Genomic DNA, 12841 nt, shown 5'->3' with positions numbered 1-12841 from the left:
ACGGAATCGCATTGAAGACATTCGATCATCTGACAGTTATCGGCCTGCGCGAGTGGGTGGCGCTGCCCGACTTGGGGGTGGCAGGCCTACGGGCAAAGATCGACACCGGTGCGAGCACGTCCAGCCTGCACGCCACCGAGATCGAGCCTTTTGAACGAGACGGCCAGAAGTGGGTCCGTTTCAACGCACACCTGGGGACTGTAGTCCAACTGCGGCATCGTCGATGCGAGGCACAACTGGTAGCGATGAAGACCATCAAAAGCTCCAACGGACAGGCACAGGTGCGCTACGTTATTCGCACCACGCTGGCCCTGGGTGATCGTATCTGGCCAGTCGAGTTCACGCTGGCCTGCCGCAAATCGATGCGTTATCGGTTGCTGCTGGGTTCAAACGCCTTGATTGACGGCCAATTGGTGGTTAATCCGGGCATAACTTATGTACAAGACAAGCCGGTGTTCCCGGCCTCTACTTCCTCAGGTGCTGCATGAAGATCGCTGTGCTCTCGCGTAATCCGCGTTTGTATTCCACCCGTCGTCTGGTCGAAGCTGGTATCGAGCGTGGCCATGAGATGGTGGTGATCGACACCCTGCGCGCCTATATGAACATCGCAAGTCATAAGCCGCAGATCCATTATCGCGGCAAGCCGCTGGAAGGCTTCGATGCGGTGATCCCTCGCATCGGTGCTTCAGTGACGTTCTATGGCTGTGCGGTGTTGCGCCAGTTTGAAATGATGGGCGTATTTCCGCTCAACGAATCTGTTGCCATTGCGCGCTCGCGGGACAAGCTGCGCTCGCTGCAGTTGCTGTCGCGACGCGGGATAGGGCTGCCGGTCACGGGCTTTGCCCACTCGCCGGACGACATCCCTGACCTGATCCAGATGGTCAATGGCGCACCGCTGGTCATCAAGGTGCTGGAAGGTACTCAGGGGATCGGGGTGGTGCTGTGCGAGACCGCCACGGCGGCCGAGTCAGTGATTGAAGCCTTTATGGGCCTTAAGCAGGACATCATGGTTCAGGAGTACATCAAAGAGGCCGGAGGCGCTGATATTCGCTGTTTCGTGGTCGGCGACAAGGTCATCGCATCCATGAAGCGTCAGGCCAAGCCGGGCGAGTTCCGCTCCAACCTGCACCGGGGCGGCAGTGCGAGCCTGATCAAGATCACCCCGGAGGAACGCATGACCGCGTTGCGTGCAGCCAAGGTCATGGGGCTGAGCGTGGCCGGTGTAGACATCCTGCGCTCCAACCATGGTCCACTGGTGATGGAGGTCAACTCGTCGCCAGGCCTGGAAGGTATCGAAGTCACCACCAGCAAAGACGTCGCTGGCATGATCATCGAATACCTCGAAAAAAACAGCGGCCCGCACATGACTCGCACCAAAGGCAAAGGCTGACATCCACAAGAGCCGGCTTACTGACGAAGAGGCCGGCATATCCGCTGTAAATACGCTTCCTGAAGACAAGCTTCGCCAGCAAGGCAGCATGCAGTTGCTCGCAGTTGCCCCTCAGGAAGCACCGCTACACCGCGTCCCTCGGCAGCATCAGCCCCAACGGCAAGCGCACTCGCGCCTCCAGACCACCACCCGAACGATTCCTCAGCTCCACATTACCGCCGTGCATGGCGGCGATGCGTTTGACGATGGCCAGCCCCAGACCAGTCCCCTTGCCGCTACGGGCACGATCCCCACGAATGAACGGGTTGAAGATGGTGTCCAGCTCCGAAGGATCGATACCGGCGCCACGGTCCAGCACACTCAACACCACATAGGGCGCGTTCCGGTCGCCCGATACGTAAGCTGCCACTTCGACGCCGTTGCCCGCGTGATGCTTTGCATTGCCGATCAGGTTGGTCAAAAGACGCTTCATCGAAACCCGTCGCAACGGAAACGGCGGGATAGGTTCCAGACACAACCGGATCGTGTCTTCAGCGCTGTTGAAGGGCTCGACGACGTCACGTACCAGATCGCCGAGGTCCACTTCTTCTATCTCTTCATCACGACCGTCACGGATGAACGCCAGGAACTGGTCGAGAATCGCATCCATGTCCTCGATGTCACGCACCATACCTTCGGTGAATTCGTTGTCGCTCATCAGCTCCAGTGACAGCCGCAAACGCGTCAGCGGCGTTCGCAGATCGTGTGACACGCCCGCCAGCATCAATTCGCGCTCCTGACCCGCTTGTTCCACGTCTTCGGCCATCTGGTTGAAGGCCCGGTACACCTCGGTCATCTCGCTGGGTGTATCACTGACCGGCAGACGCACACTGCGCCCCTGCCCCAACTGGCGCGCAGCGAACACCAGGCGCTTGAGCGGCTGGTTCAACTGACGCACGAAGATCCAGGCGGAAGCAGTGGACAGCAAGCCGATAGCCAGGAACCAGCCGAGCACACTCCAGATTTTCTGGCCCCGCAGTGGGTGCGGGTAGAGCGGCACTTTCAGCCAGCCGTCGCCCAGGCTTGGCGCACGCACCCACAAGGCAGGCGGTGCATGAACACGCAGGCGCACCTCCGTGTCGGCACCCAGTTCGGCCTGCATCTGACGCTGATAAATTTCGCTGTAGGGCCAATGCTGTTCGCCCTCCGGCACACCGCCGCCAACTACCCGGATCAGACCCGCAGCTTCGGCAATGGCTTCGCGATCATTCTCATCGGCGGCCCAATAAGCACGCAGGGTCAGGGCAACCCCATGGCTGTACTGCCTGTCGACCAGTACGTCTTCGTTCATCAACAGGTAAACCAGCGTCAGAGCCTTGGAAAACAGCACGACGATGAGCACCAGCCAAAGGGTGCGGGAGAAAAAACTTTGCGGAAACCAGAGCGGAGTCTTCATAACTGCAGCCATATACTATGCAGGGCGAGCCAGGCTCGCAAGATTGCCGAACGCAGGCCGGAGCCAAGGGGCGAACGCAAAAAACCGGTACGTCGATAGCCTTCAGGAAGGTTATCGACGTACCGGGAGGAATTACTGTGTTCTGTTCTGACAGGCGATCTGTCAGCGGCTTCCTGCACCATCAGGAACGAACACATAGCCTACGCCCCAGACAGTCTGGATATAGCGGGGTTTGGACGGGTCCGGTTCGATCAGGCGACGCAGACGGGAAATCTGTACGTCGATGGATCGTTCCAGCGCATCCCATTCCCGACCACGGGCCAGATTCATCAGCTTGTCGCGGGTCAGTGGCTCACGCGCATGCATGACCAGCGCCTTGAGCACTGCGAATTCGCCAGTGGTCAGCATGTGCACTTCGTCGCCGCGCTTGAGTTCGCGGGTCGCCAGAGAAAGCACGTAATCCCCGAAACTCACTGACTCATCTTCGCTGCCAGGCGCGCCCGGCACCGGAGCGGCCTGACGACGCAACACCGCCTTGACGCGGGCCATCAGCTCGTCCGGGTTGAACGGCTTGGCAAGATAGTCGTCAGCGCCCAGTTCAAGGCCCTTGATGCGGCTCAGCTCATCACCCTTGGCGGTGAGCATGATGATCGGCACCTGATTGTTGGCGGCGCGCAGACGTCGGCATGCGGAAAGGCCGTCTTCCCCAGGCAGCATCAAGTCCAGTACCACAAGGTTGAATACCTCGCGGGACAACAGTCGGTCCATTTGCTCCACGTTCGCCACGGCACGGGCACGGTAGCCTTTGCTGGTGAAGAAACGTTCCAGGAGGCTGCTCAGTCCCGGATCGTCATCAACGATCAGAATTTTTTCGCCTTCAGCATTTTGTGCAGTGCTGCTCATCGGATGCTCCTTTGATCTCGGGGCGCATTATGGCGTAGCTGCGGTGATGCGCACCGTGTGCATTGTTAGCAGATTTTACTGGGGGCCACACCGCGTGTATTCGAAGCCAATTCAAGCGTACCTGACGGTCAATCCCCTAATCGGGTTCCGCTGGGTATAATGCGCCGCCCCCAAAGTCAGGCAACGCATGACTTATGGCAGTTCGCCAGCCCAGAAAATAAACATTGCGAACCGGGATCAGGCAAGGCAAGCGCCTATAGCCCAGTTTTTTGCTCACAACTCCAGGTGGTCTTATGGACAGCATCAACAGCCGCATCGCCGAAGAACTCGGCGTACGCCCACAACAGGTCGCAGCGGCCGTCGCACTACTGGATGAAGGCTCGACAGTGCCTTTCATTTCCCGTTATCGCAAGGAAGTGACCGGTAGCCTCGATGACACGCAACTGCGCCATCTGGAAGAGCGCCTGCGCTACCTGCGCGAACTGGACGATCGCCGTGTCAGCATTCTTGCCAGCATCGAAGAGCAAGGCAAGCTGACCCCGGAACTGGCCCGCGATATCAAACTGGCCGATACCAAGACCCGTCTTGAAGACCTTTACCTGCCCTATAAGCAGAAGCGCCGTACCAAAGGCCAGATCGCCCTTGAAGCTGGCCTTGGCGAACTGGCTGATGGTCTTTTCAACGACCCGGGCCTGAGCCCTGAAGCCGAAGCGGCACGCTTTGTCGATGCTGAAAAAGGTGTGGCTGACGTCAAGGCGGCGCTGGAAGGCGCCAAGTACATTCTGATGGAGCGTTTTGCCGAAGACGCGTCCCTGCTGGACAAGCTGCGTGGTTTCCTCAAGCAGGAGGCAGTGATCAGCGCACGCGTCGTCCCCGGCAAGGAAGAGGAAGGCGCCAAGTTTCGCGACTATTTCGAACACGACGAGCCGCTCAAGAGCATGCCGTCACACCGCGCACTGGCCATTTTCCGCGGCCGTAACGAAGGTTTCCTCAGTTCGGCCCTGAAAGTCGGCGAAGAACTGCCGGGCAGCATGCATCCGTGCGAGCTGATGATCGGCGAGCGCTTCGGCATCCAGAACCAGAGCCGCCCTGCCGACAAATGGCTGGCCGAAGTGGTGCGCTGGACCTGGAAGGTCAAGCTCTACAGCCACCTCGAAACCGATCTGCTGGGTGAGCTGCGCGATGGCGCAGAAACCGAAGCCATCAATGTGTTCGCCCACAACCTGCACGACCTGCTGCTGGCCGCACCGGCTGGACAGCGCGCAACACTGGGTCTGGACCCTGGCTTGCGCACCGGCTGCAAGGTCGCTGTGGTCGACGCTACTGGCAAACTGCTCGACTACGCGACTGTTTACCCACACGTACCCAAGAACCAGTGGGACCAGACCATCGCCGTGCTGGCTGCGTTGTGCGCCAAGCACTCGGTCGACCTGATCGCCATCGGTAACGGCACGGCCAGCCGTGAGACCGACAAACTGGCGGCTGAGCTGATCAAAAAATATCCAGGTCTGAAAATGACCAAGGTCATGGTTTCCGAGGCGGGCGCTTCGGTGTACTCGGCTTCCGAATTGGCGGCCAAGGAATTCCCGGATCTGGACGTCTCGATCCGTGGTGCGGTGTCCATTGCCCGTCGCTTGCAGGACCCGCTGGCCGAACTGGTAAAAATCGATCCGAAATCCATCGGTGTCGGTCAGTACCAGCATGACGTGTCGCAGCTGAAGCTGGCGCGCGGCCTGGACGCGGTGGTCGAAGACTGTGTGAACGCCGTGGGCGTCGACGTCAACACCGCCTCGGTCGCTCTGCTGGCGCGTATTTCCGGCCTGAACACCACACTGGCCCAGAATATCGTGGCTCATCGCGACGAAAACGGTGCCTTCAAGACCCGTGCATCGCTGAAGAAAGTCAGCCGTCTGGGCGAAAAAACCTTCGAACAGGCCGCAGGTTTCCTGCGTGTCATGAATGGCGACAACCCGCTGGACTCCTCAGCCGTTCACCCGGAAGCCTACCCGCTGGTGCAGCGCATTGCGGCGGAAACCGACCGTGATATCCGTTCGCTGATCGGTGACGCCAGCTTTCTCAAGCGTCTGGACCCGAAAAAATTCACTGACGAAACCTTTGGTTTGCCGACCGTGACCGACATTCTGCAGGAGCTTGAAAAACCGGGCCGCGATCCGCGTCCAGAATTCAAGACCGCTGAATTCCAGGACGGCGTCGAAGACCTCAAGGACCTGCAACTGGGGATGATCCTCGAAGGCGTCGTGACCAACGTCACCAACTTCGGTGCGTTCGTCGACATCGGCGTGCATCAGGACGGTCTGGTGCACATTTCGGCACTGTCCGAGAAGTTCATCAAGGACCCGCGTGAAGCCGTGAAAGCAGGCGATGTGGTGAAAGTGAAAGTCATGGAAGTCGACATTCCGCGCAAGCGCGTGGGCCTGTCGATGCGCATGAGTGACACGCCCGGAGAGAAAATCGACGGCGCTCGCGGTGCACGTCCAGGTTCGGCACCGCGCCAGCAGAACAGTGCCCCGCGCAAGGAAACCACTGCGCCAGCCCCGGCCAACAACGCCATGGCTTCGCTGTTCGCCAATGCCAAACAACTGAAGAAGCGCTGATGGATATTCCTGACGACCTGATCCACAGTGCCTATTTCAAGATGCTGGGCTGCGAGCTGCGTCGCCTGGACACGGGCGTTGCCGAAGTTGCATTGCCGCTGGAGGCGCATTTGCGCAACCGCGGCAACGTGATGCATGGCGGGGCAATATTCAGTCTGGTCGATATCAGCATGGGGCTGGCCTGTTCCAGCTCCCACGGCTTTGATCAGCGCAGCGTCACCATCGAGTGCAAAATCAACTATGTGCGCGGTGTTTCCGAAGGCGAAGTGTTGTGCATCGCCAAGGTGCTGCACGCAGGACGCAGAACACTGGTCGTCGAGGCGGAAGTCGTTCAGGGCGACAAGCTCGTCGCCAAGGCTCAGGGCACTTTCGCCGTCCTCTAGACGGCGGCGAGCGTGAACAAGAGCAATCGCTGTGAACGGAACCTAGCTGTACGGGCCTGATTTGGGTTAATTTCGGCACCATTAGCGTGGTGCCGAGTCCATTTGGGTGGTACGACGAAGAGCAGTGATCGTGAACCGGCGTTAAAGACCCCAACCAGGCGACAACGCCAGTTCCTTTCTTCACCCTTGTAGACCGTCATGTCCACCCCCATATCGGGGCGACCGATGCGTGAAGGATTCCACCTTGAGCGAACTTTTAAACCGTCGTCTGGCTTTGCTGGGCGAGCGCAACAACCTCTCTCTGCTGGAGCAGTGCCTGCACGGTATCGAGCGCGAATGCCTGCGCGTCACCGAGCAGGCGCAACTGGCACAGACCCCTCATCCCTACGCTCTCGGCGCAGCGCTGACCAATGGCCTGATCACCACCGATTATTCCGAATCGCTGCTGGAGTTCATCACTCCGGCATTGAAGGACCCTGCCGAGACCCTCGACAGCCTCGACAGGATTCACCGCTTTGCCTACAGCAAACTGGACGGCGAACTGCTGTGGAGCCCGTCGATGCCTTGCCCGCTGCCGGACGAAGAACATATTCCGATCGCGTATTACGGCACCTCGAACATCGGCAAACTCAAGTACGTGTACCGCAAGGGTCTGGCGCTGCGCTACGGCAAGACCATGCAGTGCATTGCCGGCATTCACTACAACTTCTCGTTGCCTGAGGATGCCTGGGCCCTTCTCAAGCAGACCGAGGATTTTGCCGGTGATGCACGGGATTACCAGTCGCACTCCTACATCGCGCTGATCCGCAACTTCCGCCGCTACAGCTGGCTGCTGATGTACCTGTTTGGTGCCTCGCCAGCACTGGATGCGGGCTTCCTGCGAGGTCGTGCGCACACGCTCGAACAGTTTGATGCCGACACGCTGTATCTGCCCTACGCCACAAGCCTGCGCATGAGCGACCTGGGCTACCAGAGCAATGCCCAGGCCGATCTGACGCCGTGCTACAACGACCTGATCAGTTACACCGACAGCCTGCGCAAGGCGGTGGCGACGCCGTACGCGCCTTACGTCAACGTCGGCACGCATGACCAGAATGGTGAGTGGGTGCAGCTCAACACCAACGTGCTGCAGATCGAAAACGAGTACTACTCCAATATTCGTCCCAAGCGCGTTACCTACACCGGCGAGCGGCCTATTCAGGCACTGATGTCGCGCGGCGTGCAGTACGTTGAAGTCCGCTGTCTGGACATCAACCCGTTCCTGCCGACCGGCATCAGCCTGGAGCAGTCGCGCTTCATCGACGCCTTCGTGCTGTATTGCGCGCTGGAAGAAAGCCAGCAACTGGCCGGACACGAGTGCTCCAATGCAGGCTCGAATTTCCTGACCGTGGTCAAGGAAGGACGTCGTCCAGGGCTGGATCTGCTGCGCAACGACGCGCCGATTTCCCTCAAGGCCTGGGCAACCGAGCTGCTGGAAAAGATCGCACCCATTGCGCGATTGCTTGATCAGGCCCAAGGCATCGACGAACACGTCAAATCGATTGCCGCGCAACAGGCCAAGGTCGACGATACGTCGCTGACGCCGTCTGCGCAGGTATTGGCCAGCATGAACGAACACGGCGAAGGCTTTACTGCATTCTCTTTGCGCCAGAGCCATGTGCATGCCGAGTATTTCCGCAGCAACCCGCTGAGCGCTGCCGATCAGGCGCATTTCGAAGAACTGGCGAAAAACTCGATCGCAGAACAGGCCGAGCTGGAAGCTACCGAGGAAATAGTCGACTTCGATACGTTTGTCGGGTCGTATCAGGCCAGCATTCTGTCGATCAGTAACTGATCAGCATGCCTGGCGTAGACGTTCAACTCCTGTCGCTGAACGTCCCTCTCTGAGCACCCCTGAACGGGAGCGAGCACGCTTGCTCCCGCGGGGTCACCCCTTACGCAGATCAGATCGACTTTTCGAAAATCTTCGAATTGCGCTGGTAGTTATATAACGACGCGCGCGCGCTCGGCAGCCGGTCTACGCTGCTCGGCTCGAAACCGCGCTCGCGGAACCAGTGCGCGGTGCGTGTGGTGAGGACGAACAGGGTCTTGAGGCCCAGCGCCCGGGCACGGTTTTCAATGCGCTCCAACAGCTCGTCACCTCGTCCGCCATGGCGATATTCTGGATTGACCGCCAGACACGCCAGCTCACCGGCCTGTGAATCCGCTATCGGGTACAGGGCGGCGCAGGCAATGATCAGGCCTTCACGCTCGACCACGCTGAACTGAGTGATTTCGCGCTCCAGCACCTCGCGGGAACGACGCACCAGAATGCCTTGCTCTTCGAGCGGCGTGATCAGGTCCATCAGGCCGCCCACATCTTCGATGGCTGCTTCACGGACCAGCTCGAATTGCTCTTGCGCCACCAGCGTACCGCCGCCGTCACGGGTGAACAGCTCGGTCAGCAGCGCGCCATCTTCGGCGTAGCTGACGATATGGCTGCGGCCCACACCACCACGGCAGGCCTCGGCGGCCGCGTCCAGCAGTTCCGCCTGATAGTTGCTGCCCAGTCGCTGCAAGTGCGCTGGCACCTGCTGCGGACGCAACTCACGCACCAGTCGGCCCTGCTCGTCCAGCAAGCCGGTCTCAGCGCCGAACAGCAGCAGTTTGTCTGCGGCCAGATCGATGGCGGCACGGGTCGCCACGTCTTCACACGCCAGGTTGAAAATCTCGCCGGTCGGCGAATAACCCAACGGCGACAGCAGCACGATATGCCGCTCGTCCAGCAAGCGGTTGATACCCTTGCGGTCGACCCGCCGCACTTCGCCGGTGTGCTGATAATCAACGCCTTCAAGCACGCCGATAGGGCGGGCGGTCACCACGTTGCCGCTGGTCACGCGCAGACGCGAGCCCTGCATGGGCGATGCCGCCATGTCCATCGACAGCCGCGCTTCGATGGCGATGCGCAACTGGCCAACAGCGTCGATCACGCACTCGAGGGTTTCGGTGTCAGTGATACGCATGTCGCGATGGAAGCGCGGAGTGATGCCACGCTGCACCAGACGGCTTTCGATCTGCGGGCGCGAACCGTGGACCAGCACCAGCCGAACACCAAGACTGTGCAGCAGCACCAGGTCGTGGACGATATTGCCGAAGTTGGGGTGCGCAACGCCGTCACCAGGCAGCATGACCACGAAGGTGCAGTCACGGTGGGCATTGATATAAGGAGACGCATGGCGAAGCCAGTTGACGTATTCGGGCATGACAACAAGAGCCTGTAGAAAAAATGGACGAAGGACAGAAACACGCACGACCTTGTGGTGGTTATCGTCGTAACAGGCTTGGCAACACGCGCAATCTCCTTGTATTCGGGATGTTCTCGTCCTGACTCACTGCGGTGTCAGGCAATAATGTTCGATCAGTTGGCGTAACAGACGCACTGTAGGGTCAAGACGTGACATTTCGAGGTATTCCCCCGGCTGATGCGCGCAGGCAATGTCGCCTGGGCCCAGCACCAGCGTCTCGCAGCCAAGGCGCTGAAGATAAGGCGCTTCGGTACCAAATGCTACTGCCGCCGCCGTATGACCGGTCAGACGCTCTGCAACCCGCACAAGTTCAGCGTCGGCGCTCTGTTCGAACGGGGCGCACTCGGGGAACAGCGGTGCGTAATCGATCTGCACCTGATGCAGTTCGGCCAGCGGCTGCAGCTTCTGGCGGATGGCTGAGCGCAGCACGTCCGGGTCCATGCCAGGCAGAGGCCGCAGGTCGAACTCCAGTGAGCACTGGCCGCAGATCCGGTTGGGGTTGTCACCACCATGAATGCACCCCAGGTTCAGCGTCGGCTGTGGCACGGTGAATTGCGGGTTGCGGTACTCCAACTGCCATTGCTTGCGCAGGCCCTTGAGCTCGCTGATCGCATCATGCATCGCTTCCAGCGCGCTATGGCCCAGGCTTGGGTCGGAAGAATGGCCGCTGCGCCCGAGAATATCGATGCGCTCCATCATCACGCCTTTGTGCATGCGAATCGGCTTGAGCCCGGTCGGCTCGCCGATTACCGCAGCACGGCCCAACGGCCGACCTGCTTCTGCCAGCGCACGGGCGCCCGCCATCGAGCTTTCTTCATCGCAGGTGGCGAGGATCAGCAGCGGTTGCTTGAACGGCTGCCCGATCAGCCCGCGTACCGCTTCGATGATCAACGCAAAGAATCCTTTCATGTCGCAGCTGCCCAGCCCGACCCACCGGCCGTCGACTTCAGTCAGTTTCAGAGGGTCGGTTTTCCACAGCGCTTCATCGAAGGGCACCGTGTCGCTGTGACCCGCCAGCACCAGCCCGCCGGGACCTGTGCCAAACGTCGCCAGCAAATTGAACTTGCCGGGCGATATTTGCTGGATATCACAGGCAAAGCCCAGATCGCCGAGCCAAGTCGCCAAAAGGTCGATGACTGGACGATTGGTCTGATCAAGGGAAGGTTGGGTGCAGCTTACCGACGGCGCAGCGATCAAGGCTGCAAACTGGTCTTTCATGGACGGCAAGGGCATGGACGCTTCCTGTAATAGGCTCGATACACGACCCATCATAGGGCCATAGCGACTCAGGAATAAACCGTTACGGGCCATGTCCTGTACACTGCCGACCTCAGCAGCCGTTCAATCATTGGCTGCGCTCCCGTTATCAGTAACAGCGTTTGGATTCCCCCGGCCATGCAAAAAGAAACAGAAATCAAACTCCGCGTCAGCCGCGAGACCCTCGCTGCACTGCGCGAACACCCTTTGCTGAAGAAGCGCAACAAGAGTGGCTGGGAGCGCCTTGAGCTGTCGAACCAGTACTTCGATACCCCTGAGCGGGAACTGGCCTACGCCAAGGTTGCCCTGCGCATCCGCCGCGACGGTGACCAGATCATCCAGACCCTGAAAACCCGCGGCCAAAGCGTGGCCGGTCTGTCCGAGCGCAACGAGTACAACTGGGACTTGCCCAAGGCCAAGCTGGACTTAAAGAAGCTCGAAGGCGATTGCTGGCCCGAGCAACTGGCCGAGCTGGACAAGAAAACCATCAAGCCGCTGTTCACCACCGATTTCGTCCGCGAAAAGGCCGAAATCGCCTGGGGCCGTGGCAAGACCAAGGTCGTGATCGAAGCCGCACTGGACCTGGGCCACGTCGTGGTCGGCAAGCAGAAAGAAGAAATCTGCGAGCTCGAGCTGGAATTGCGCGAAGGCGACCCGGCTGCGCTGCTGGAACTGGCCGCTGAACTGGCCGCAACCCTGCCGTTGATGCCCTGCGATATCAGCAAGGCGGAGCGCGGCTACCGCCTGTTCGATGCCAACAGCTACTCGCTGAGCCTGAGCGCGCCCGAACTGACCGGAGAGACACCGCTGGACGACGCCTACTCGGCGCTGGCCTGGCACCTGTTGGGCAGCAGCCAGCGTCTGGCCGAGCAATACCGTTTCAACGGTCACTGGCGCCTGCTGCAGGATTGGGTCGAAATGCTCGCCGAGCTGCGCGCACTGACCAGCAGCCTGGGGCAAGCTGCACCGCGCTCGTCTACTGCACAGTTGCGTACCGCTCTGGATGCTTTACTGGAAGACTGGCGTCCGCTGGTTCAGGCCGGCCAGGAAGATGCTGATGTCCGTGGCGCGGCCCATGAACAGTTCCTTGAAGAGCTGCTGGACACGCGCTGGGGCGAGTTCTCGCTGAACACCTCGCGCTGGCTGCTGGCGCGCAGTTGGACCGCAGAGCGCAACACCCGTGGCAATCGTCAGGGCGCAGCCCTGCTGGCGAGCTGGCTGCCACGTCTGCTGGCCGAAGAAGCGACAGCCCTGCAACTTGGCCGCTATCAGCAGCAGCCCGAAGACCTTGCCGAGCAATTGCCACGCATCGAGCGTATCCAGGCCTGGCTGCATTGGGCACGCGGCGCGCTGGACCTGCCGGAACTGGATCGCCTGTATGGCGAGCTGAGGAAGCTGGAAGAACTGGCCCACCTGGACATCAGCGACGAAGTGCTGGATGCCCGGGTGCAGCAGGCGCTGACCGTGTTTCAGAGCCGCGCCTGGAAAACCCTGCTGCGTCTGTAAACCGTCAGGTCATTACATCAGGTAATAAAAAGCGCCCCAGAGGCTGGAGATCAATCCAGCGTCTGGGG

The 12841-nt window shown here is 60.1% G+C and carries 10 protein-coding genes; 6 read left to right on the top strand and 4 right to left on the bottom strand.

All coding sequences use genetic code 11. The annotated features are described in order from the left end of the window. Window positions 1-11 precede the first annotated feature (11 nt). Entirely contained in the window at window positions 12-488 is a 477-nt protein-coding gene (rimB, locus tag KDX37_RS01120; RefSeq protein WP_024687266.1) for a retropepsin-like aspartic endopeptidase RimB, read from the top strand. Then, entirely contained in the window at window positions 485-1390 is a 906-nt protein-coding gene (gene rimK / locus KDX37_RS01115; protein ID WP_003318100.1) for a 30S ribosomal protein S6--L-glutamate ligase, read from the top strand. Before rimB ends, rimK begins: the two co-directional genes overlap by 4 nt. 124 nt (window positions 1391-1514) lie before the next feature. On the opposite strand, the gene KDX37_RS01110 is transcribed toward rimK, so the two are convergent. Both KDX37_RS01110 and ompR read right to left on the bottom strand, forming a co-directional pair. Beyond that, window positions 1515-2825, bottom strand: coding sequence for an ATP-binding protein (locus KDX37_RS01110; RefSeq protein WP_231650772.1), 1311 nt, complete (start codon window positions 2823-2825; stop codon window positions 1515-1517). 162 nt (window positions 2826-2987) lie between these two features. Next, a complete protein-coding gene (ompR, locus tag KDX37_RS01105) occupies window positions 2988-3728 on the bottom strand; it encodes an osmolarity response regulator transcription factor OmpR (RefSeq protein WP_231650770.1) in 741 nt (246 codons plus the stop codon). Window positions 3729-4021: 293 nt separating this feature from the next. On the opposite strand from ompR, the gene KDX37_RS01100 reads away from it, so the two are divergent. From KDX37_RS01100 to gshA, 3 genes are all read left to right on the top strand, one after another. Next, complete coding sequence (locus KDX37_RS01100) at window positions 4022-6343, top strand: Tex family protein (RefSeq protein WP_231650768.1); 2322 nt, start codon at window positions 4022-4024, stop codon at window positions 6341-6343. Next, entirely contained in the window at window positions 6343-6726 is a 384-nt protein-coding gene (locus KDX37_RS01095; RefSeq protein ID WP_231650767.1) for a PaaI family thioesterase, read from the top strand. The genes KDX37_RS01100 and KDX37_RS01095 overlap by 1 nt, the downstream gene beginning before the upstream one ends. Before the next feature lie 244 nt (window positions 6727-6970). After that, window positions 6971-8560 carry a glutamate--cysteine ligase gene (gene gshA, locus KDX37_RS01090; RefSeq protein ID WP_231650765.1) on the top strand — a complete coding sequence of 530 codons (1590 nt, stop codon included), beginning with the start codon at window positions 6971-6973 and terminating at the stop codon, window positions 8558-8560. A gap of 109 nt (window positions 8561-8669) precedes the next feature. Here the strand turns inward: gshA and argA are convergent, their stop codons facing one another. Beyond that, window positions 8670-9968 (bottom strand): amino-acid N-acetyltransferase, encoded by a 1299-nt coding sequence (argA, locus tag KDX37_RS01085; protein ID WP_231650763.1) that lies wholly within the window; start codon window positions 9966-9968, stop codon window positions 8670-8672. A 126-nt stretch (window positions 9969-10094) separates the two neighbouring features. After that, window positions 10095-11243, bottom strand: coding sequence for an acetylornithine deacetylase (gene argE, locus KDX37_RS01080; protein ID WP_231650761.1), 1149 nt, complete (start codon window positions 11241-11243; stop codon window positions 10095-10097). 162 nt (window positions 11244-11405) lie between these two features. On the opposite strand from argE, the gene KDX37_RS01075 reads away from it, so the two are divergent. Beyond that, window positions 11406-12773 (top strand): CYTH domain-containing protein, encoded by a 1368-nt coding sequence (locus KDX37_RS01075; RefSeq protein ID WP_231650759.1) that lies wholly within the window; start codon window positions 11406-11408, stop codon window positions 12771-12773. Window positions 12774-12841 lie beyond the last annotated feature (68 nt).

Origin of the sequence: Pseudomonas californiensis (assembly GCF_021147775.1) — a bacterium.
Classification (GTDB): domain Bacteria; phylum Pseudomonadota; class Gammaproteobacteria; order Pseudomonadales; family Pseudomonadaceae; genus Aquipseudomonas; species Aquipseudomonas californiensis.
Note: the sequence above shows the minus strand (reverse complement) of the source record. Positions and strands in the feature narration are given on the sequence as shown.